Origin of the sequence: Micromonospora parathelypteridis, from assembly GCF_014201145.1 — a bacterium.
In the GTDB taxonomy this organism is placed as follows: Bacteria; Actinomycetota; Actinomycetes; order Mycobacteriales; family Micromonosporaceae; genus Micromonospora; species Micromonospora parathelypteridis.
This window is the reverse complement of the sequence record NZ_JACHDP010000001.1, coordinates 2,278,649-2,298,019: the sequence shown is the minus strand read 5'-3', so window position 1 is coordinate 2,298,019 and position 19,371 is coordinate 2,278,649. Positions and strand designations below refer to the sequence as shown.

Below are 19,371 nucleotides of genomic sequence, written 5' to 3'. Positions count from 1 at the left end.
ACGGTAGCGTTAATAGAAGGCGACAATTGTGTCAGCTTGTCGTCAAGCGCCGCTCATGACCGAGAAGCCACTTCTTCACGTCCAGTCCCCAGCGGTAGCCACCGAGCGTGCCGTCGGTGCGAAGTACCCGGTGGCAGGGCACGAACAGTGCCGCCGCGTTCCGGGCGCAGGCAGCGGCGGCGGCCCGCACCGCGGGTGGCCGACCGGCGAGCGCGGCGTACCCGGTGTAGGTGATCGGGGTGCCCGGAGGCACCTCGCGCAGCACCTGCCACGCGTGCGCCATGAACTCCCCGCCGGTGTGCTGACGAATCGGCACGGCGTCGATGGCGCTGAGGTCACCGTCCAGGTAGGACGTGACGGCGGCGCTGACCGGGCCGAGGTCGGCCCGCTGTCGCAGCGGCCCCCGCAGGGTCGGGTGGACCAGGGGCAGCAGCGCCGCCGGGTCCGGGGTGAAACCGGCCGCCCGAACGTCGCCGTCCGGGCCGGCGATGATGCTGAGCGGACCGGTCGGTGTGCTCAGCACGGTGCTGTCGATGCTCATGCCGCTCTCCAGAGTCTGATCGTGGCGTAGGACCGCCAGGGGCGCCAGCGTTCGGCGTGCTTGTCGAGGGTTGTCGGGGTGTCGGGCAGGCCCAGCGCGGCGGCGCCGCGCCGGACCGCGAGGTCGGTGCTGAGCAGGACATCCGGGTCGCCGAAGGCGCGCATGGCCAGGTAGTTGGCGGTCCACGGGCCGATGCCGGGCAGCGCGAGCAGCCGCCGGACGGCGTCCTCCCGATCGACGCCCGCCGCGAGGTCCAGCGACCCGTCGACAACCGCCCGCGCCAGCCCACGCAAGGTCTCCCGCCGTGCGGCGGGCATCCCAAATCCCGAGTCCGGCAGCACCAACAAGTCCTCCGCGCTCAAAAACCCCCGCAACCCCGCGCCCCGACCCTCCTCGCCCAGGTGAGCATGAAGTTGTTGCCGCGACACGCCGACGCCGTCGGCAATAACCTCATGATCGACTTGAGCGGTGGGGGTGGTGGGGGTGGTGGGGGTGGTTAGGAGGCGGGTCAGGGTTTTTTGGGCCGATAGGACCGAGACCTGTTGGCCGATGATGGCGCGGACGGCCATCTCGAAGCCGTCCACGGCACGGGGGACCCGGATTCCCGGTTCGGCGGCGACCGCCGGAGCGAGCGCCGGGTCGGCGGCGAGCGTGGCGTCGATGGCCGCCGGGTCCGCGTCCAGGTCGAGCAGCCGCCGGCAGCGGGCCACCGCAGGTGCCAGGTCACGCAGGTCGGTCAGCCGCAGCGTCGCCGCGACGTGCCCGTCCGCCGGGGTCAGCGCCACCTCGCCGGTGCCGTGTGGCAACCGCAAACCCCGGTGGTACGTCCCGTCGCGGACCTCGTCCAGGCCGGGCAGCGCCCGCACCGCGAGGAAGTCCAGCAGCGCCTGGGCGTGCAGCGGCGGGCGGTACGCCAGCCGGAGCGCGATGGTGCCCGCCCCGATCGCTGCCTGCTGGCCACCCCGGGCCGTCCGCAGGTCGGACGGTGCGCTCGCGTACACCTCGCGGAGCGTGTCGTTGAACTGCCGGATGCTGCCGAAGCCCGCGGCGAACGCGATCTCCGCCATCGGCAGGCCGGTCGTCTCGATCAGGATCCGGGCGGTCTGCGCCCGCTGAGCGCGGGCCAGCGCGAGCGGTCCGGCACCCATTTCGGCGCTCAACATCCGGTGCAGGTGCCGATCGGTGTAGCCCAGACGGGAGGCCAGCCCCGGTACGCCGTCCCGGTCGACCACCCCGTCGGCGATCAGCCGCATCGCCCGACCGACCACGTCCGCGCGGACGTCCCACAGGGGTGAGCCCGGCGCGGCGTCCGGCCGGCAGCGGCGGCAGGCGCGCAGCCCGATCCCCTGCGCGGCGGCGGCGGACGGGAAGAACCGGACGTTCTGCCGTTTGGGCGTGATCGCCGGGCAGGACGGCCGGCAGTAGATGCCGGTGGACGTCACGCCGGTGTAGAACCAGCCGTCGAACCGCTGGTCACGGCTGTCCACGGCCCGGTAACAACGCTCGAAGTCCAACTCCATGTCACCGATGATGCCCCGCTGGTCGGGCCGCCTGCTGGCGGGAATCGGACCTCAGTGTGCCCCCAGCTGGACGACCGGCGGTCGGCCATCGGCGGCGGGCGTGGAGGTCAGCGGCGGCGCCGATGAGGCTGGCCGGATCGGCCGGGCTGACCGGATCGGCTCGACTGACCGGCGCGGCCCTGCTGACCGGCTCGGGTGGGCTGACCTGCTCGGGTGGGCTGGCCGGTCAGCAGGGCCGGCCGGAAGACGCCATCCGGGTCGTACCGCTTCCACAACCGCCGCACCCGGGCCCCGGTCTCGCCCGGGTAGATCCGGGCGAACGCGGCCGGGTTCGGCCGGCTCTCGAAATTGACGTACGCGCCGTCGGCGCGGGCTCCGGCGGCCCGCCAGGCGGCGTCCAACGCAGCCCCGCCCTGCGGTGGGAACACCGAGGCGATGACCAGCGTGTCCTGGTGGCGATGCGGGTACGCGGTCGCGTCGGGAGCGACGTCGTTGACCGCCCCACCCAGCGAGCGGAGCTGGACCACCGCCCGCCCCGGCCCGGTCACCGCTCGCATCACGGCCCGCGCGCCGGCGTCGTCCAGCCCGGTGAACAGACCGTTGGTGGTCGTGCCACGTTGCTGCCCGACGTTGGGGTGCAGGTGCGCGGTCGGCACCAGGGTCGGGTAGGGCAGCAGGTCGGTCCGGTGTTCGAGCACCTTTCCGATGGCGAGCAGCGGCTCCACCGCGGGCCGGGCCCGGCGCAGGCTCTCGGCGGCCACCACGGCGGTGATGGACATGAGGGCCGAGCGGCCCTCCGCGTACAGCACGGCCGCCGCGGACAACTCCCGTGGGGCCTGCGAGAGGTAGGCCGTCCACTCCCGGATGGTGCGACCGTCCGGGTGCGCTTCGACGACCAACTGCGCCACGCCGACATTGCGCTGCTCGGCTGCCTCGATCTCGAAGGCCACCACGATCCCCGCGCCGGCTCCGGCACCGCGGACCAGCCAGAACAGCTCCGGCTCGTGCTCCGCGTCCGCCCGTACCAGCGTCCCGTCGGCGAGCACCACCTCGACCGCGCGGACACGGTCGATGGTGAGGCCGTGGGCGCGGACCAACCAACCGACGCCGCCGCCGGTGGCCAGGCCGCCGACGCCGACGTTGCCGTGGTCACCTGAGCTGATCACCAGGCCGTACGGGGCCAGCGCCTTCGCGACGTTCGCCCAGCGGGCACCGGCCTCGACCCGGACCAGCCCGGCCCGCTCGTCGAGCACCTGCACCCGGTTGAGCATGGACAGGTCGATGACCACGCCACCGTTGTTGGAGGACGCCCCGGAGAAGCCGTGCCCCCCGCTGCGGACGGCGATGGGCAGTCGCTGTTCCCGCGCGTAGCGGAGCGCGTCGACCACCTGCGCGGTGGTCTTCGGCAGCAGCACGGCCGCCGGCGACGCCGACGTGGTGTACGTCGAGCGCAGTTGCGCGTACCGGCGGTCACCGGGTGTGACGATCTGCCCGGTGAGCGAGTTGGGCACCCGGGCCATGGCGGTGGTCAACGCGGCCTCCGCAGCTCGCACACCGGATGTCCGTTATCGGTCATGGCCCAAGAATGAGCGGGCGTGCCGGCCTCGGCAAACCTGGTGCGCCGGCGCATCCTGTTCACCGGTGCGCTGGTACGGGAAGTGCCGGGAGAAGGTGACCGGGATCTCCGATCGACCTCTCGACTCGGGGAAGCCGCCAGCGTCCTGACGCCGCCGCCGGAGACGACCGTGGGTTGGCCGGTCAGGCCGGGGCCGGGGGGCCGCCTGCCTGACCGGCACTGTTCACCGCGAAGGGCTCGACGGAGACGGCGTGGGAACGGGCGCGCCAGGGGCGCCGGGCATGCCGGGGGCACTGGGCACACCGGGCGCAACAGGGTCGCCGGGCACGCCGGGCGCACCACCCGGCGCGCCGGGCGCACCGGACCCGTCCGGCGAGTCCGACGGCGTCGGCCGGACCGGTACGCCGGGTGTGCCCGGACGACTCGACGGGTTCGGGTTCGCGCCGCCGGGGCTGGGTACGGCCGTCGGCACCTCGGCGGGCGCGGACGGGCTGGGCACGGGCGGGCTGGGCACGGTCGCCGGGCCCGCCGGGCTGGGCGCGGCCGGTGGGAGCTCGTCCGAGCTGGTCGCGGCGAGAGCGAGCGGAGTGGCGATCAGGACCGCCGCGAGGACGCCGACCGCTCCCATCGTCACCGTGGCGCGGCGCCGGTTGCGCACCCGCCGTTCCGCTCGGTTCAACTGGTCATGCACGATCGGTGCCTCCTCGGCGAGGTCGGTGAGAGTGGAGCGGATGAGGTGCTCGAAGGGGTCGGTCATCGCCGTACCTCCAGCATTTCGACCTCCGGGAGCAAGGCGCGCAGGCGCGTGACCGCCCGGTGGGTACGGCTGCGCACCGTGCCCACGGAGCAGCCGAGCAGTTCGGCGACCCGGGCTTCCGGCAGGTCCTCGTAGTAACGCAGAACCACCACCGCCCGCTGTGCCGGTGGCAGGTGGCGCAGCGCGGCGCGCATCGCCAACCGCACGTCGGAGCCGCCGCTCGGATCGGCGCCGACCGGTTCGTCCGCCGGGTTGAGCGGCGTCTCCCGCCGCCGGCGCAGTCGCCGCCACCAGCTGACCTGCTCGCGGTACATCACGACGCGGAGATACCCCTCGGGGTCGGCGTGCCGGATGGATCCCCACTTCGGGATGGTCCGCGCCAACGCCGACTGGAACAGATCTTCGGCGGCGTTGCGGTCACCGGTCAGCAGGTAAGCGACCCGCATCAGTGCCGGCGTCCGGCTGCCGACGAACTCGGCCAGCCGAGCCCGTTCGTCCTCGTCCACCCACCACCTCCCGTTTCGTTGTCACACCTACAGACGCCCCAGGTCATCGTCGCTATCCACGATCCAACGGGGTTTTTCGACCCGGAAGTGTCGGTCGTGGCGGGTAACGTCCGGCCACCAACTGAAGAAGGGTGCGGCGAATGGCGAGCGTGGCGGGTTGGGCGGCGGCGTCGACACAGGGCGCGTTCCCGCCGCTGCCCCGCGCGGTGGCGCAGTCCCTCTACCGCCGGATGCGGGCCGTCGCGCCGGCCGCCGTGGGCGCCATCGAACGGGACCGGGCGACCGATCCGGAGCAGACCTTCTCCGACACCGCCTGCGGCCGGTTGGCGGGCTCACTCGACGACGCGGGCCTGCGGGCGCTCGGGATGTGGACGCACCACTGGTGCATGCGCTTCTACGACGACGACACCCGGGTCGGCCGGCGGTTGGTTCGCGAGATCGCCGCGCGGCCGGGGCTGGGCTGGACGGCCGACGAGGTGCACTGGATGCTGCGCGAGTCGGTCTCGGCCGGCCCGGCCGCTGCCGATCGGTTCACCCTGCCCCACGCAGCCGCCGCGCAACTGGCCCCGGCCGACGAGCTGCCCCCGCGCCAATGGCCCGAGGTCGAGGTGCCCCGCCAGCGGCGACCGGACCTGTCCAGTTGATCGTCGTTGAGGGCAGGCGGTGCGGCGACCGCCGCGTGGGCGGGTGACCGGCTGCGGCAGGATGGACGGCGCACCGCCCTGACGGAAGGACACCTCCAATGCCTGCCAGCGAACCGACCATCCTCGCCACCAGCATGGGCTTCTTCCGGGGCGACCGCGGCCCCGCCGACCTGCGCCCCGGCCCGGTCTTCGAGTTGGCGGCCGAGCTGGCCGAGGCCGGTCCGCAGCCGCGGATCTGCTACCTCGGGCAGGCCGTCGGGGACCAGCCCACCTCGCTGACCGCGGCCTACGGCGCGTTCGCCGACACCCGGTTCCGGCTGTCGCACCTCGCCCTGTTCCCGATGCCGAACGTCGAGGACGTCCGCGCCCACCTGCTCGCCCAGGACGTGCTCTGGGTCGGTGGCGGCAGCGTGGCCAACCTGGTCGCGGTCTGGCGGGTGCATGGGCTCGACGAGATCCTGCGCGAGTGCTGGCAGGCCGGCGTGGTGCTGGCCGGGGTCTCCGCCGGCTCGATCTGCTGGCATGTCGGCGGCGCCACCGACAGCTTCGGTCCGCGCCTGCGCGGCTTCACCGAGGGCTTGGCCTGGCTGCCGTACGGCAACGGGGTGCACTACGACAGCGAGGCCGAGCGGCGCCCGCTCATGCACGAACTGGTTGGCAACGGGACGCTGCCGGCCAGCCACTGCACCGACGACGGGGTCGGCCTGGTCTACCGGGGCACCCGGCTGGTCGAGGCAATCGCGGACCGCGAGGGCGTCTCGGCGTACGAGGTCAGCCGCAACGCGGACGGCAGCGTCCAGGAGACGGTCATCGCTCCACGCCTGCTCCGTTGACGGTCGACGCGACCCCGCCGATCGTCACGCCTGCTCGGCAGCCTGGCGGCGGCGGAGCACCGCGTCGAAGACCTGCGCCAGCTCGGCCGCGTCCTCCCCGGCGTGGTGCGTGTGCGGCACGTCGTGCAGGCCCAGCTCGTTCTTGATCTTGCTCTTGTGGGTCTGGACCCACTCGCTGCCGGTCAGCCCCATCCAGTAGCTGCGGAGATCGACACCAGAGCCGGTGGCACCGAACGGGCTGTGGCCGACGAAGCGGACGAAGTACCAGTGCACGAACATCCCGTCCCAAACGGCGGGTGCGGCGAGGAAGACCGGGCGGCCGATCCGGCGCAGCCCGTCGACCCAGGCCGCCGCGGCTGACATCGCCTCCTGCGCGGTGGGCGCCTCCCGCAGCAGGCGGTCCCGGTCCAGGCCGGAGACGGCCAGCGCCGCCGGCACGAACTCGTCGGAGATGGGACGCAGCTCCGTGTAGAAGGTCAGGTCCGGCTGGCCGGTCACGGCCATACCCAGCGAGATCATGCTGTACGGCCCGGGAATCGGCCCGTCCGCCTCGACATCGACGGCGATATACAGCTCGGGCAAGGTCGAGGTCATCCCACCTCCAAGAGCGAGACATCGAATCGGGAAGGGTAGCAATGCCTGCCGGGGCACGGCGGCAGCGACGATCGATCGCCCGGCCCGTCGAATCGGAGCCGCGTGGGCCGGCCCCGTCGGCACCCGCGTAAGCTGGCTGGTCGTGAGTCTCTCCATCGGCATCGTCGGCCTGCCCAACGTCGGCAAGAGCACGCTTTTCAACGCGTTGACCAAGAACGACGTGCTGGCGGCGAACTACCCGTTCGCCACCATCGAGCCCAACGTCGGTGTGGTCGGGCTGCCCGACGAGCGGCTGGGCAAGCTGGCCGAGATCTTCTCCTCGCAGAAGGTGCTGCCGGCCCCGGTGTCGTTCGTCGACATCGCCGGCCTGGTTCGCGGCGCGTCGAAGGGGCAGGGCCGGGGCAACGCCTTCCTGGCCAACATCCGCGACGCCTCGGCGATCTGCCAGGTGGTCCGGGCCTTCTCCGACCCGAACGTGGTGCACGTCGACGGCAAGATCTCCCCGGCTGACGACATCGAGACGATCAACACCGAGCTGATCCTCGCCGACCTGCAGACCCTGGACAAGGCCCTGCCCCGGTTGGAGAAGGAAGCCAAGCTCCGCAAGGACCGATCCGCCGCGGTCGCCGCCGCGAAGGCCGCCATCGAGGTGCTCGACGGTGGCACCACCCTCTACTCCGGGGCTGCCGCCGCCAAGATCGAGCTGGAGCACCTGCGCGAGCTGCACCTGCTCACCACGAAGCCCTTCCTGTACGTCTTCAACGTCGATGAGGCCGAGCTGGCCAACGAGTCGTTCCTCGACGAGCTGCGCGCCCTGGTCGCCCCCGCCGAGGCCGTCTTCATGGACGCCAAGATCGAGTCTGAGTTGGTGGACCTGCCCGAGGAGGAGGCCCGCGAGCTGCTGGAGTCGATCGGGCAGAACGAGCCCGGCCTCAACCAGCTTGTCCGGGTCGGCTTCCGCACCCTCGGCCTGCAGACGTACCTCACGGCCGGCCCCAAGGAAGCGCGTGCCTGGACCGTCCCGGTCGGCGCCACCGCGCCGGAGGCCGCGGGTGTCATCCACAGCGACTTCCAGCGCGGCTTCATCAAGGCCGAGGTGGTCTCCTACCACGACCTGGTCGAGCACGGTTCGATGTCGGCGGCCAAGGCGGCGGGCAAGGTCCGCATCGAGGGCAAGGAGTACGTCATGCAGGACGGCGACGTCGTGGAGTTCCGCTTCAACGTCTGATCCTGCTCGGTCGCCGCAGCCGAACGGGTGGCCCCGCCGGCCGGACTTCAGCGAGGTGGGACGCACGGAGAGTCTCCGCCGGATTGACCGCCCCCAATTGGGACCGGTGCGACGGTAGGGTGACCGCGTGGATGAACGGGTGCTGCTCAGTTCGTCGTTCGGTGCGGCGGCAACCGCGTACGCCGAGCACCGCCCGGATTACGCGGAGGCCGCGGTGCGCTGGGCGCTTGAGCTCGCACCTGGCTCGCGAATTCTCGATCTCGGCGCCGGCACCGGCAAGCTGTCCGCCACGCTGGTCACACTGGGTGCGGATGTTGTCGCGGTCGAACCCGACCCGGCGATGCTCACCGAGCTACGCCGGACGTTGCCGGCCGTCCGTGCCCTGCCGGGCAGCGCCGAGGCGATCCCGTTGCCGGACGCTTCCGTCGACGCCGTGCTGGCCGGTAACGCGCTGCACTGGTTCGACATGGCGGTCGCGGGGCCGGAAATCGCCCGAGTCCTCGCACCCGGAGGCACTCTGGCGGGCCTGTGGAACATCATGGACGACCGGATCGACTGGGTCGCCGGGCTCGAACGGGTCAGCGGGAGCGCGGCCATCGGCCCCCGTGACACGCTGGGCAGTTGGCGCGCGGCGACGGCGGACCTGCTCGTTCCCGGCAGTGGCCTGGTCGCCCGGTTCGGTGCGCGGGAGCAGGCCGAGTTCCCGCACGGGCAGCGTCGTACCGCTGACTCCCTCGTCGCGACACTCGCGACGCGGGCGGGGATGCTGGTCATGGCAGATTCGGACCGGGAGGCCGCCCTCGGCGAAATCCGCGCGTTCCTGGGGAACAGAAGCGAAACCGCCCACGGCGAATTCACGCTGCCGATGCTGACCGGCGTGCTGCGCGTTCGGCGGCTGTGACCCATTACCGGACCGGGACCTTGAACGCAGTGCTGGCAGGCGTCGACGTGGCGCTGGTGGGCCTGTTTTCGGCCAAGGACAAGGAATTTGGCAGGAAGCTCGATCTTCTGGCCGCCTCCGTGGAAGCCCGCGGCGGCCACGTCGTGAGCCGACACGTTCAGCGGCGGGGTGTCTCGTCCGGCGGTGTGGACAAGATGGCCACGCCCTTCTCGCGACGGACGTTGCTCAGCCCCGGCAAGGCCCGCGAGGTCGCCGATGCGTGCCGGGCGTGCGGAGTCGGCGTCGCGATCTTCGCGAACCCCTTGACCGACCACCAGCGAGCTGTCCTCAACGACATGTTCGGCTGCCTCGTCATAAGTGGCGAGGACCTCCGGTAGACCAGTCAGCGCCCGTCAAGATCGCGCTCGATCCTGGATGTAGTGGCCTCGCCGGAGGTGGAACACCACTACATCCATGATCGAGCATGATCTTGACGAAGAAACGGGCGCCAGCCGCCCGGACGGCGTTGAGGCGCGCTACTGCTCGGCCCAGACGCCCAACTCGTTGCCGCTGGTGTCGGTGAAGTGGAACCGGCGGCCGCCGGGGAACTCGTACGGCCCCTTCACCACCTGGCCGCCAGCGTCCTTCACGGCCTGCACGGACCCGTCCAGGTCGCTCGAGTAGAGCAGGATCAGTGGGCCGCCGGCCCGGACGTCCTGGTCCAGACGGAGGCCGCCCACCTCGGGTGCGGCGTCGCCGTGCGGGCTCCGGATGCCGGCGTACCCCGGCCCGTAGTCGTTGAACTGCCAGCCGAACGCGTCGGCGTAGAAGCGCTTGGCCTCGACGAGGTCGGTCACCGTGAGCTCGACGTAGTCGATGGCGTGGTGCCGGTGCGGAGAGGGCTCAGACATACGCGGCATTGTGCGCCCCGGGTACGACGAGATCGCGAATCCCCCGGCGATCACGCCGAGCGTCACGATCGCCACGGCGCAGAGCAGCATCGTCGGGCGGGCGCCGATGGCACCCACCAGGGGCCCTCCCAGCATGGTGCCCAACGGCACCGCCAGCACGAGGATGGCGCCGTTCGCCGCGAGTACCGCGGGTAGCTGCGCCGTCGACGTGCTGCGCTGGAAGAGCGCCATCGAGGTGGACCGGTACGGCGCCCAGATCACGCCGGCGAGCGCGAAGGCCGGCAGCGAAAGGCTGACCGGTGCGCCCAGGCCGAGGGGCAGCATGGCAGCCCCGAACCCGATGACGATGCCGATGGTGGTGGCCCGCATCGGCCAGTTGCGGAGATGACCGGCGATCACGCCTCCGACGAGGCCGCCGACGCCGAAGGCGGTGTGGTAGATGCCGAGCAGCGTCGCGGAGGCGTGCAGGTCGTCGGTGATGTGGATCGGCATGGCCACGTACACCGGTCCGAAGAGGAAGAAGAACCCGAGGCTCAACACCAGCAGGCCCAGCAGGGTGTGGTCGTGGCGGATGACCGCGAAACCGGCCGTCCGCGAGGCGCCGCGCTCGGACCGGTGGACGCCGCCGCTGACAGGCAGGGCGAAACGGTACGTGAGGGCCAGCGCGGCGAAGGTGACGGCGTCGACAGCGATGACCCACACTGGGCTCACCCAGCCGATCATGATGCCCGCCAGCGGCGGGCCGACGATGGTGGCGAATGCGGCGACGGTGGTGAGCAGCGCGTTCGCCGGCAGGTGGTGCTGCGGCGGCAGCAGCTCGGCGATCAGGGTGAAGCGCCCAGCGGTACCCCACGAGTGCAGTAACGCCGAGGCGGCGAGCAGGACGACGTACAGCCAGACGGTGAGCACACCGGTGAGGTGCGCGAGAGGGATCGCCGCGAGCGCCGAGGCCCGCAGGATCGCGTCCCATCCGGCGAGTTGGGCGCCGCTGCGCCCCCGCAGCAGCCGGCCGAAGATGACGGTCCCGGCCGCGCTGGGCAGTGTGTACGCCGCCATGGCCAGCGCGATCCAGGTGCCGCGCTGGCCCGACGGCGCGAGTTGGATGGCGAGCCAGGTGACCGCGACCACCGCCATGCCGTCGCCGAGTGCGGACACGGCAAGCCCGGGCAGGACGCGCCGGAGCTGTGGGTGACTGACCACCGGCCAGTACGGCGAGGAGCGCGGGAAGCGGGACGGCATGATGCCAGCTGACCCGTCGAGGGCCCTGCGGATCAACAATGACTGCCAACAGCAGAATCCGCCCAGGGTGAGCGACAGCGCCAGGGACGACCAGGTCGGCTTGTTCGATCTCGCTTCCGCCAACGGGGATCGACCCCGGCCCCCTCGTGACTGGTCGTCGGGAGCCGGGGTCGACCGACCGCCGCTACTCCGCCCGGTAGACGGAGATGTGCGACGGGCTGTCGGCGGTGAACGGTCGCCGGTGCCAGTCGGCGTACCGCTCGGTGAGCCGGAGCCCTGCCTGCTGCGCCATCTCGTCGATCTGGTGGGGCCAGGCATAGCGCATGGCGAACGGCTTCAGGTGCACACCGTCCGCGTCGAACGTGATGGTCTGCCGGATGAACCGCTGCGCCGGCCGGTCGTACCGGTGCAGCCGAATCGTCGCGGAGTCCTCGGTGACCGCACGCACCTGCACCTGCTCGTCCGAATCGAAGCTGCGCGGGTCGGGCACGAACGTCTCGATGACGAATGCGCCGCCGGGCGACAGCACCCGGGCGACGTTGCGGAAGCAGTCCGCCTGCCGCTCGGCGTCCACCAGGTTGAACAGGGTGTTGAAGACCAGGTACGCGAGTCGGAACTCACCGACCACCGGTACGTCCGCCATGTCGGCGACGACCACCGGGATCCGGTCGCCGCCGGGCTTCGCCCGCAGTTGCGCGAGCATCTCCTCGGACGCCTCGACGCCGTGCACGGCGAGGCCGCGTTCGGCCAGCGGCAGCGCGACCCGGCCGGTGCCGATCGCCAGTTCGAGAACCGGGCCGCCGTCGGCCAGGTCGGCCAGGAAGTCCACGGCGGGTGTCGGGTCGGGGTTGGTGCCGCCATCGTCGTATCCGGCGGCCCAGAGCCGGCCGAAGAGGCCGGGATCGTCGAAGACCGACATCAGCGGCCTCCGGGGTTGGGGTCAGCGGCGCCCAGCGCCGGGGGAACGGTCCTGCTCACGAAGTCTCGATTCCTCAGGTCGGATGACGGTGGGTTCGGGGGACCTCGTCGTGTCAGGCATGGTGGCTGCTCCCTTCGCGCGGCTGTGGACCGAGGACACCAGAGACGTCGTGGGCCCGGCAAGGCAATTACGCCGGCCGGGCCCACGACGGGACGTGCGGTCAGGAGATGTGGTGCAGGATCACGTTGTGTACGTGGTGGCTCTTCTGCGCGCCACGGAACTCCACCTCGTAGGTGTGCGTCCCGACGTGGATGGCGATCGCCCCGGTGGAGAAGAACGAACCGCCCCACGACTTGTTGCTGACCACGCTCACGCTGGTGATCTTCGAGTACGGGATGCTGGTGATCGCGAACCGCTTCCCGATGAAGGAGCGGTCCTGGATGATCACGCGTCGGTCGGTCAGCCCGATGAACCCGGTGCCGGTGCCGACGGCGTCGTAGACGGCGATGATCTGCTCACCGTCGAGGAGGCCACTCTCGATCTGCTGGACCTGCTCTTTGCGGTCATACGCGATGTTCGCCATGTGTCCAAGGCTAGAAAACCGGTGCCAGCGTGCCGGCGCGGGCGATCACCACGAACTCACCGTCGCCCTGGCCCACCGGCTCGCCCCGCCAGCCGCCGTGGACGCGGTCCACAGTGAAGCCCGCCGTGGCCAGGGAGTTGCGCAGCTCGGCCTCCGTGCGGAAGCGGAGGGCCGCCGAGCTGAGCAACTCCGCACCATCGGCGAAGTGGTAGTGGTGGGTGAAGTCGACCACTCCGTCGCGTACCCCGGTGACTTTGGTCCACGCGCGGACCTCGCCGCCGTCCGGCAGCGCGATCCGCCGGTGCGAATCCACCGGGTTCCACCGTTCCCAGCGGCGGTCCGCCGGGTCGCGGGCGTCGAACGCCAGCCGGCCGCCGGGCACGAGCGCCCGCCGCAGGTCGCCGAGGGTACGCGCCCACTCCGCGGCGTCGACGAAGAATTGCGCTACGTGGCTGGTCAGGATCGCCACGTCGAACGCCTGGCTCGGCAGCAGCGCCGAGGTGCCCTCGATCCAGGTCACCCGCTCACCGCCCGGCCGGGCGCGGGCGGCGGCCAGGGACGCGCCGGCGGGGTCGACGCCGGTGACGGTGTGGCCGGCGGCGGCGAGGGCGACGGTCAGCCGGCCGGTGCCACAGCCCAGGTCGAGGACCCGGGCGGCCGGGGTCTCGTCGACCACCGCCTGGAAGAAGTCGTCGTCGGGCCCCCACGGGCACTCGGCGTCGTAGACCTGGACCAGCCGGTGGTGGCGGAACTCCCCGTGCCTCATCGGGCGTTCGCGTCGGCTGCGGCGCGGACGAACTCGCGTACCCGGGTGGTGGTGTTGCTGGGCAGCCAGACCGGCCCACGTTCGATCGGTGGCGCGTCGTGGATGGGCACGTAGGCCACGTCGGGGCGTGGGTAGTAGCGCCGCGTGTTGTCGCCCACCGGCAGTACGCCCCGACCCAGCGCGACCAGCGACAGCATCTCGGAGAAGGTGTTCCCGGAGGGACCCTTCGGCACCGGCCGGCCGGACGGGGTGCGGTCCGGGGTGCGGTCCCGCTTGAATTCCAGCGAGGTCGCTGTCGGGTACTGCACCACCGGGTGGTCGGCGAGCACCTCCAGTGACACGGACCGTTCCCGGGCGAGCGGGTGATTCGCCGGCACCGCCAGTGCCCGGTCCTCGGAGAGCAGCGCCGGGCCGGTGGCCATCCCGTCGAAGGGGTACGAGGCGATCAACACGTCCGTGGAGCCGTCGACCAGCCCGGAACGGGTGTTGGACAGCTGCGCCTCGTGCACGTCCACCCGGCAGTCGGGGTGTCGTTCGGTGAACAGGGCGACTGCGCGGAGCAGCACCGGCGCGGTCCACTCGCCGAGGAACGCCACCCGTAGCGTCCCGGTGACGCCTCGGCCGGTGTCGACCGCGCGGCGGACTGCCTCGTCCATCCCGGCGACGAGTGGAGCCAGGTCGTCGGCGAGTTGCCGGCCGATCGGAGTGAGCTGGACGACCCGACTGGTCCGGGCAAACAGTGGTGCGCCGATCCGGCGCTCCAGCTTCTTGACGACGTGGCTGACCCGGCCGGTGCTGACGGTCAGCCGCTCGGCGGTCCGGCCGAAATGCAGCTCCTCGGCGAGCGTCAGGAACGTCTCGACCTCGTACCGCTCCAGCACCACGCCTCCATCGTTGACCTGTGGACAACGATCGTAGCGGCATCAGATCTTGGTCCGAGGTCCCCGTTCGCGGATCGTAAACGCGGCACGGCAACCATTCGACCGAGAGGCTGCGAGATGAGCATCGACGACTACCTGGCCGGCCTGGCCGGCCCGCTGCGCGAGATCGGGGAGAAGCTGACACCGGTGATCGCGGCGGCCGTACCCCGGGCAACCGGCGCGGTCTGGCACGGGCACCCGGTCTGGAGCCTGGGCGACCGGCCTGGTCAACGCCCGGTCTGCTTCTTCAAGGCCCACGGGTCCTACGTGACCTTCGGGCTGTGGCGGGGGCAGGAGATCACCGACCCGTCCGGGCGACTGGTGCCCGCCGCCCGAGCGATGGCGGTGGTGAAGCTGCGTGCCGTCGCCGACATCGATCCGGCCCTGTTCACCGACTGGATGTGCGCGGCGGCCGAACTGGAGGAGGCGTGAGCGAGGTGCGGGTGACTGGCTTCGACCATCTTGTGTTGACTGTCGCCGACGTGGAGCGCTCCCTGGACTTCTACTGCGGTCGACTCGGGTTGGCACCGGTACGGGTCGACGAGTGGCGTGCGGGTGCCGTCCCGTTCCCGTCGGTGCGGATCAGCCGCGACAGCATCATCGACCTCGTCCGAGGCGAGCGGCAGGGCACGAACATCGACCACTTCTGCCTGGTGGTGGCACCGCTGGACTGGGCCCGGGTGGTCGACTCCGGGGCCTTCACGGTGCTGACCGGGCCGGTCGGGCGGTTCGGCGCGCGCGGGTCGGCGACGTCGATCTACGTTCAAGATCCGGACGGCAACTCGGTGGAGCTGCGCTGGTACCCCCAGGACGCGGAGGTGGGTCCGGACCCGGCCGTCAGGACTCGGTGACCGCCCGGTAGGCGTCCTCGATGCGGGCGGCCAACAGGACCTCACCCTCGGTCAGCGGCTCGCCGTTGCCGTGCCCGACCCGGATCTGCGTGCTGTCGGGCGAGCGGCTGATCTCGGGACGCAGGTGCAGCGCGTCCGCGACGACCTTGACCCGTTCAGTCAGGGCGGCGTGTTGGGTATCGTCGAGCGCGAGCGTCCGTCGGATCTGCTCGCCTTCGCGCGTCCAACCAGATAGCAGGGTCAACGCGTCGGAAAGATAGTCGTGCTTTGCCCTGCTGTTGAACAGCACGCGCATCACCGCACCCCCCAAGCGCCGTTGTCGGCTCGTGGCCAAATCGTCGCCATCCCGTGTCTTGTCGGTGTCCCCTAGTCTCTCGCCGCTCGGAAGGGGTGTCCACGCCCACACTTCCGTGTTCTGTTGGCCTAGCGGACGGCTACGGTACCCAAACCGCCGATTGATCTGGCACCCTGGACGCCCGTGCGGACCGAACGGGCGAATGATGGTGGGCAGGCCGAGCGACGGGACCTGAAGGTGATCGTCGGTGCGGCGATCATCCGGGACGGGCGGGTGCTCGCCTGTGCGCGTTCCGCCCCGCCGGAGGTGGCGGGGATGTGGGAGTTTCCCGGCGGGAAGGTCGAGCCGGGGGAGGCCGAGACCGACGCGCTGATCCGGGAGTGCGCCGAGGAGTTGGCCGTACGCGTGGAGATCGGCGATCGGGTCGGCCGCAACGTACGGATGGCGCACGGCCGCTCAGTGCTCAAGGTGTACGCCGCGCGCCTGCTGCACGGCGACCAGCCGCAGGCCCTGGAACACTCCGCGCTCCGCTGGCTCGCCGCCGACGAACTGGACTCGGTCACCTGGCTCCCGGCCGACGCCCCCATCGTCGCAGCCCTCCGCCCCCTCCTAAAACCCACCTAACCCCCCGGCCGGCCCCCCGCGTGCCCCCCGTTGATCATGAAGTTATTGCCGCGCTCTCCGGCGTGTCGCAGCAATAACTTCATGATCAACGGGCGGGAGCGGGAGCGGGAGCGGGGGTCGGGGTGGGTGGGGGAATGGGACGGGGGCCGGCGGCTGTTGCCGCGGCCCCCGTCGTCGTTGAGGTGCTCAGTGCTTGTCGTCCTGCTCCGGGTGCGCGAAGTTGAGGTGCTCCGGAGGCAGCGGGAAGGTCACGTCGTCGCCGAACGGCGACGGCGCGGCGGCCCGGTCGAAGGTGAGCTCGGTCAGCGGCAGCTTGCCCCGGTCGTCGACCGCCGGAGCGGTCGGGTGGGGCACCTCCCGATGCCAGTTGACGCCGCTCTGCGCCTGCGCCTCAGCCTGCGAGTCGTGGGAGCCACCCGCGTGCGAGTGCACCCCATCCCGGGCTGAGCCCGGCGTCGCAGAGCCGTGACGGGCGGTGGTCACGCTGGTCTGGGGCGTCTCGCCCCGACGGAAGATCTTGCTACCAAGCCACACAAGGGGATCGTACCTGCGGTCGACGACTCGTTCCTTCATGGGGATGATCCCGTTGTCAGTGATCTTGATGTGCTCGGGGCAGACCTCGGTGCAGCACTTGGTGATGTTGCAGAATCCGAGGCCCTGTTCCGCCTGCGCGTACTCCTTGCGGTCGGTCCGGCTGTCCAGCGGGTGCATGTCCAGCTCGGCCGCGCGGATGAAGTATCGCGGGCCGGAGAACGCCTGCTTGTTCTCGTCGTGATCGCGAATCACGTGGCAGACCGTCTGGCACAGGAAGCACTCGATGCACTTGCGGAACTCCTGCGAGCGCTCGACGTCGACCTGCTGCATCCGGTAGTCACCGGGAGCCACGTCCGCCGGCGGGGCGAACGCGGGAGTCTCCCGTGCCTTCTCGTAGTTGAACGAGACGTCGGTGACCAGGTCCCGGATGACCGGGAAGGTGCGCAGCGGGGTGACCGTGACGGTCTCCTCGTCGCCGAAGGTCGACATCCGGGTCATGCAGCCCAGCCGCGGCTTGCCGTTGATCTCCATGGAGCAGGAGCCGCACTTGCCGGCCTTGCAGTTCCAGCGGCAGGCCAGGTCGGGCGCGTCGGTGGCCTGCAGACGATGGATGACGTCGAGGACGACCTCGCCCTCGTTCACCTCGACCATGTAGTCCTGCAGGTCCCCGCCGGTCTCGTCACCCCGCCAGATCCGGAACTGACGCTTCGCGCTCATCGGTTGTCCGCCTCTCCAGCGTCGGCGACGAGGGCGTCGAAGTCAGCGAGCTCCTCGTCGGTGAGGTACTTGCCCAGCTCGGCCCGGTCGAAGAGGCCGATCAGCTCCGGCCGCATCTTCGGCAGCGGCTTGCGGGTCAGCTGCACGGTGTCGCCGTCCAACGCGCAGACCAGGTTGACCTGCCGCCACTTCGGCTCCATCGCCGGATAGTCCTCCCGGGTGTGCCCGCCACGCGACTCCTGCCGCTCCAGCGCCGCCATCGCGGTGCACTCCGAGACCACCAGCATGTTGCGCAGGTCCAGGGCCAGGTGCCAGCCCGGGTTGTAGCGTCGGCCGCCGGCCGCGCTCACCTTGGCCACCCGCTCACGCAGCTCGGCGAGCCGGCGGAGCGCGTCGGCCAGTTCGCCCTCCCGGCGGATGATCCCCACCAGATCCCCCATGACCGCCTGGAGGTCCTGCTGCAGGGTGTACGGGCTCTCGCCGGTGTCCCGCTGCAGCGGGGCCAACGCGGTTTCCACAGCAGCCTCGACCGCGTCCACGGCCACCTTCGGCCGGGCGGGCAGCCCGTCGGCGTAGCTGGCCGCGTGCCCGCCCGCCCGCTTGCCGAAGACCAGCAGGTCGGACAGCGAGTTGCCGCCCAGGCGGTTGGAGCCGTGCATACCGCCGGAGACCTCGCCGGCGGCGAACAGCCCGCGTACGTGGCCGAAGGCGGCACCCGAGTCCGGGTCCACCTCCACGCCGCCCATCACGTAGTGGCAGGTCGGCCCGACCTCCATCGGCTCGGAGGTGATGTCGACGTCGGCCAGCTCCTTGAACTGGTGGTACATCGACGGCAGCCGTCGGCGGATCTCGTCAGACGAACGCCGGCTCGCGATGTCCAGGAAGACGCCACCGGCGGGGGAGCCCCGCCCGGCCTTGACCTCACTGTTGATCGCGCGGGCCACCTCGTCGCGGGGCAGCAGCTCCGGCGGGCGCCGGTTGTTGTCCGGGTCGGTGTACCAGCGGTCCGCCTCTTCCTCGGTCTCCGCGTACTGCTTGCGGAAGACGTCGGGGACGTAGTCGAACATGAACCGCTTGCCGTCGGAGTTCTTCAGAACGCCACCGTCGCCGCGCACCGATTCGGTGACCAGGATGCCCTTCACCGAGGGCGGCCAGACCATGCCGGTCGGGTGGAACTGGAGGAACTCCATGTTGATCAGCGTCGCCCCGGCGCGCAGCGCCAACGCGTGCCCGTCCCCGGTGTACTCCCACGAGTTCGAGGTGACCTTGTAGGAGCGCCCGACGCCGCCGGTGGCCAGCACGACGGCCGGCGCCTCGAAGAGGACGAACTCGCCCGACTCGCGGTAGTAGCCGAACGCGCCGGCGACCCGGTCACCGTCGAGCAGCAGCTCGGTGATGGTGGTCTCGGAGAACACCCTGATCCGGGCGTCGTACGAGCCGAACTCCCGCTGGTCCTCCTGCTGCAGCGAGACGATCTTCTGCTGGAGGGTGCGGATCAGCTCCAGGCCGGTCCGGTCGCCCACGTGTGCCAGGCGCGGGTACTCGTGGCCGCCGAAGTTGCGCTGGGAGATCTTGCCGTCCTTGGTGCGGTCGAAGAGCGCACCGTACGTCTCCAGCTCCCAGATCCGCTGCGGCGACTCCTTCGCGTGCAGCTCGGCCATCCGGAAGTTGTTCAGGAACTTGCCGCCGCGCATGGTGTCGCGGAAGTGCACCTGCCAGTTGTCCCGGCTGTTCACGTTGCCCATCGCGGCCGCCGCGCCGCCCTCGGCCATCACCGTGTGCGCCTTGCCGAAGAGCGACTTGGAGATGATCGCGGTCTTCTTGCCGGCGAGCCGGGCCTCGATCGCCGCGCGCAGACCGGCGCCGCCGGCCCCGATGACGACGACGTCGTAGTGGTGTCGTTCGATACGAGTGGTAGTGGTCATGTCAGGGG

General features: G+C 71.0%; 22 protein-coding genes and 1 pseudogene. 8 read left to right on the top strand and 15 right to left on the bottom strand.

The window, feature by feature from the left end; translation table 11 throughout:
- Positions 1–31 precede the first annotated feature (31 nt).
- The 5 genes from HNR20_RS10045 to HNR20_RS10025 form a co-directional block, all read right to left on the bottom strand.
- A complete protein-coding gene (locus HNR20_RS10045; RefSeq protein WP_184178478.1) occupies positions 32–541 on the bottom strand; it encodes a methylated-DNA--[protein]-cysteine S-methyltransferase in 510 nt (169 codons plus the stop codon).
- A complete protein-coding gene (locus HNR20_RS10040; RefSeq protein WP_184178476.1) occupies positions 538–2,061 on the bottom strand; it encodes a DNA-3-methyladenine glycosylase 2 family protein in 1,524 nt (507 codons plus the stop codon). The genes HNR20_RS10045 and HNR20_RS10040 overlap by 4 nt, the downstream gene beginning before the upstream one ends.
- 107 nt (positions 2,062–2,168) lie before the next feature.
- Positions 2,169–3,614: an FAD-binding oxidoreductase gene (locus tag HNR20_RS10035; RefSeq protein ID WP_184178474.1), complete on the bottom strand. Its 1,446-nt coding sequence runs from the start codon at positions 3,612–3,614 to the stop codon at positions 2,169–2,171.
- Positions 3,615–3,860: 246 nt separating this feature from the next.
- Positions 3,861–4,394, bottom strand: a complete 534-nt coding sequence (locus HNR20_RS10030; RefSeq protein WP_184178472.1) for a hypothetical protein — start codon at positions 4,392–4,394, stop codon at positions 3,861–3,863.
- A complete protein-coding gene (locus tag HNR20_RS10025; protein WP_184178470.1) occupies positions 4,391–4,900 on the bottom strand; it encodes a SigE family RNA polymerase sigma factor in 510 nt (169 codons plus the stop codon). Before HNR20_RS10025 ends, HNR20_RS10030 begins: the two co-directional genes overlap by 4 nt.
- 140 nt (positions 4,901–5,040) lie before the next feature.
- On the opposite strand from HNR20_RS10025, the gene HNR20_RS10020 reads away from it, so the two are divergent.
- Both HNR20_RS10020 and HNR20_RS10015 read left to right on the top strand, forming a co-directional pair.
- The gene (locus tag HNR20_RS10020; protein ID WP_184178468.1) at positions 5,041–5,544 is read left to right on the top strand and encodes a hypothetical protein; all 504 of its coding nucleotides are present in this window, start codon (positions 5,041–5,043) and stop codon (positions 5,542–5,544) included.
- Between the two features lie 98 nt (positions 5,545–5,642).
- Positions 5,643–6,377, top strand: coding sequence for a Type 1 glutamine amidotransferase-like domain-containing protein (locus HNR20_RS10015; RefSeq protein ID WP_184178466.1), 735 nt, complete (start codon positions 5,643–5,645; stop codon positions 6,375–6,377).
- Positions 6,378–6,401: 24 nt separating this feature from the next.
- Here HNR20_RS10015 and HNR20_RS10010 read toward each other — a convergent pair whose 3' ends face one another.
- Positions 6,402–6,971 (bottom strand): exonuclease, encoded by a 570-nt coding sequence (locus tag HNR20_RS10010; protein ID WP_184178464.1) that lies wholly within the window; start codon positions 6,969–6,971, stop codon positions 6,402–6,404.
- Between the two features lie 142 nt (positions 6,972–7,113).
- Here HNR20_RS10010 and ychF point away from each other — a divergent pair, with 142 nt between their 5' ends.
- The 3 genes from ychF (at position 7,114) to HNR20_RS09995 (ending at position 9,477) form a co-directional block, all read left to right on the top strand.
- A complete protein-coding gene (gene ychF / locus HNR20_RS10005) occupies positions 7,114–8,199 on the top strand; it encodes a redox-regulated ATPase YchF (protein WP_184178462.1) in 1,086 nt (361 codons plus the stop codon).
- Between the two features lie 127 nt (positions 8,200–8,326).
- On the top strand, positions 8,327–9,100 hold the full coding sequence (locus tag HNR20_RS10000) for a class I SAM-dependent methyltransferase (protein WP_184178460.1): 774 nt from the start codon (positions 8,327–8,329) through the stop codon (positions 9,098–9,100).
- 29 nt (positions 9,101–9,129) lie between these two features.
- Entirely contained in the window at positions 9,130–9,477 is a 348-nt protein-coding gene (locus tag HNR20_RS09995; protein WP_184188277.1) for a cysteine hydrolase family protein, read from the top strand.
- A 138-nt stretch (positions 9,478–9,615) separates the two neighbouring features.
- On the opposite strand, the gene HNR20_RS32870 is transcribed toward HNR20_RS09995, so the two are convergent.
- From HNR20_RS32870 to HNR20_RS09965, 6 genes and pseudogenes are all read right to left on the bottom strand, one after another.
- Complete coding sequence (locus tag HNR20_RS32870; RefSeq protein ID WP_184188274.1) at positions 9,616–9,990, bottom strand: VOC family protein; 375 nt, start codon at positions 9,988–9,990, stop codon at positions 9,616–9,618.
- Between the two features lie 30 nt (positions 9,991–10,020).
- Positions 10,021–11,229: pseudogene (locus HNR20_RS09985) on the bottom strand (MFS transporter); the annotation flags it as partial.
- A gap of 184 nt (positions 11,230–11,413) precedes the next feature.
- A complete protein-coding gene (locus HNR20_RS09980; protein WP_184178458.1) occupies positions 11,414–12,148 on the bottom strand; it encodes a class I SAM-dependent methyltransferase in 735 nt (244 codons plus the stop codon).
- Positions 12,149–12,368: 220 nt separating this feature from the next.
- Positions 12,369–12,731 (bottom strand): PH domain-containing protein, encoded by a 363-nt coding sequence (locus tag HNR20_RS09975; protein WP_110563545.1) that lies wholly within the window; start codon positions 12,729–12,731, stop codon positions 12,369–12,371.
- A gap of 10 nt (positions 12,732–12,741) precedes the next feature.
- Positions 12,742–13,497 (bottom strand): class I SAM-dependent methyltransferase, encoded by a 756-nt coding sequence (locus tag HNR20_RS09970; protein ID WP_184178456.1) that lies wholly within the window; start codon positions 13,495–13,497, stop codon positions 12,742–12,744.
- Positions 13,494–14,378: a LysR family transcriptional regulator gene (locus tag HNR20_RS09965; RefSeq protein ID WP_184188271.1), complete on the bottom strand. Its 885-nt coding sequence runs from the start codon at positions 14,376–14,378 to the stop codon at positions 13,494–13,496. Before HNR20_RS09965 ends, HNR20_RS09970 begins: the two co-directional genes overlap by 4 nt.
- Before the next feature lie 117 nt (positions 14,379–14,495).
- Between HNR20_RS09965 and HNR20_RS09960 the strand changes: the two genes are divergently transcribed.
- Both HNR20_RS09960 and HNR20_RS09955 read left to right on the top strand, forming a co-directional pair.
- Entirely contained in the window at positions 14,496–14,849 is a 354-nt protein-coding gene (locus tag HNR20_RS09960) for a DUF1801 domain-containing protein (RefSeq protein WP_184178455.1), read from the top strand.
- Positions 14,846–15,268, top strand: a complete 423-nt coding sequence (locus HNR20_RS09955) for a VOC family protein (RefSeq protein ID WP_184178453.1) — start codon at positions 14,846–14,848, stop codon at positions 15,266–15,268. Before HNR20_RS09960 ends, HNR20_RS09955 begins: the two co-directional genes overlap by 4 nt.
- On the opposite strand, the gene HNR20_RS09950 is transcribed toward HNR20_RS09955, so the two are convergent.
- Positions 15,255–15,563: a 4a-hydroxytetrahydrobiopterin dehydratase gene (locus HNR20_RS09950; RefSeq protein ID WP_184178451.1), complete on the bottom strand. Its 309-nt coding sequence runs from the start codon at positions 15,561–15,563 to the stop codon at positions 15,255–15,257. The genes HNR20_RS09955 and HNR20_RS09950 overlap by 14 nt on opposite strands.
- 183 nt (positions 15,564–15,746) lie before the next feature.
- On the opposite strand from HNR20_RS09950, the gene HNR20_RS09945 reads away from it, so the two are divergent.
- Positions 15,747–16,187 (top strand): (deoxy)nucleoside triphosphate pyrophosphohydrolase, encoded by a 441-nt coding sequence (locus tag HNR20_RS09945; RefSeq protein ID WP_184178449.1) that lies wholly within the window; start codon positions 15,747–15,749, stop codon positions 16,185–16,187.
- Positions 16,188–16,373: 186 nt separating this feature from the next.
- Here the strand turns inward: HNR20_RS09945 and HNR20_RS09940 are convergent, their stop codons facing one another.
- Entirely contained in the window at positions 16,374–17,438 is a 1,065-nt protein-coding gene (locus tag HNR20_RS09940) for a succinate dehydrogenase/fumarate reductase iron-sulfur subunit (RefSeq protein WP_184178447.1), read from the bottom strand.
- Positions 17,435–19,363, bottom strand: a complete 1,929-nt coding sequence (locus tag HNR20_RS09935) for a fumarate reductase/succinate dehydrogenase flavoprotein subunit (protein ID WP_184178445.1) — start codon at positions 19,361–19,363, stop codon at positions 17,435–17,437. The genes HNR20_RS09940 and HNR20_RS09935 overlap by 4 nt, the downstream gene beginning before the upstream one ends.
- Positions 19,364–19,371 lie beyond the last annotated feature (8 nt).

What these genes read in the sequence shown, in the direction of transcription:
- HNR20_RS10010 (WP_184178464.1), bottom strand. Translation starts at nt 6,971, where the DNA reads ATGACCTCGACCTTGCCCGAGCTGTATATCGCCGTCGATGTCGAGGCG.
- HNR20_RS10045 (WP_184178478.1), bottom strand. Translation starts at nt 541, where the DNA reads ATGAGCATCGACAGCACCGTGCTGAGCACACCGACCGGTCCGCTCAGC.
- HNR20_RS09940 (WP_184178447.1), bottom strand. Translation starts at nt 17,438, where the DNA reads ATGAGCGCGAAGCGTCAGTTCCGGATCTGGCGGGGTGACGAGACCGGC.
- HNR20_RS10040 (WP_184178476.1), bottom strand. Translation starts at nt 2,061, where the DNA reads ATGGAGTTGGACTTCGAGCGTTGTTACCGGGCCGTGGACAGCCGTGAC.
- HNR20_RS10020 (WP_184178468.1), top strand. Translation starts at nt 5,041, where the DNA reads ATGGCGAGCGTGGCGGGTTGGGCGGCGGCGTCGACACAGGGCGCGTTC.
- HNR20_RS10030 (WP_184178472.1), bottom strand. Translation starts at nt 4,394, where the DNA reads ATGACCGACCCCTTCGAGCACCTCATCCGCTCCACTCTCACCGACCTC.
- HNR20_RS10015 (WP_184178466.1), top strand. Translation starts at nt 5,643, where the DNA reads ATGCCTGCCAGCGAACCGACCATCCTCGCCACCAGCATGGGCTTCTTC.
- HNR20_RS09960 (WP_184178455.1), top strand. Translation starts at nt 14,496, where the DNA reads ATGAGCATCGACGACTACCTGGCCGGCCTGGCCGGCCCGCTGCGCGAG.
- HNR20_RS09950 (WP_184178451.1), bottom strand. Translation starts at nt 15,563, where the DNA reads ATGCGCGTGCTGTTCAACAGCAGGGCAAAGCACGACTATCTTTCCGAC.
- HNR20_RS09980 (WP_184178458.1), bottom strand. Translation starts at nt 12,148, where the DNA reads ATGTCGGTCTTCGACGATCCCGGCCTCTTCGGCCGGCTCTGGGCCGCC.
- HNR20_RS09970 (WP_184178456.1), bottom strand. Translation starts at nt 13,497, where the DNA reads ATGAGGCACGGGGAGTTCCGCCACCACCGGCTGGTCCAGGTCTACGAC.
- HNR20_RS09935 (WP_184178445.1), bottom strand. Translation starts at nt 19,363, where the DNA reads ATGACCACTACCACTCGTATCGAACGACACCACTACGACGTCGTCGTC.
- HNR20_RS09975 (WP_110563545.1), bottom strand. Translation starts at nt 12,731, where the DNA reads ATGGCGAACATCGCGTATGACCGCAAAGAGCAGGTCCAGCAGATCGAG.
- HNR20_RS32870 (WP_184188274.1), bottom strand. Translation starts at nt 9,990, where the DNA reads ATGTCTGAGCCCTCTCCGCACCGGCACCACGCCATCGACTACGTCGAG.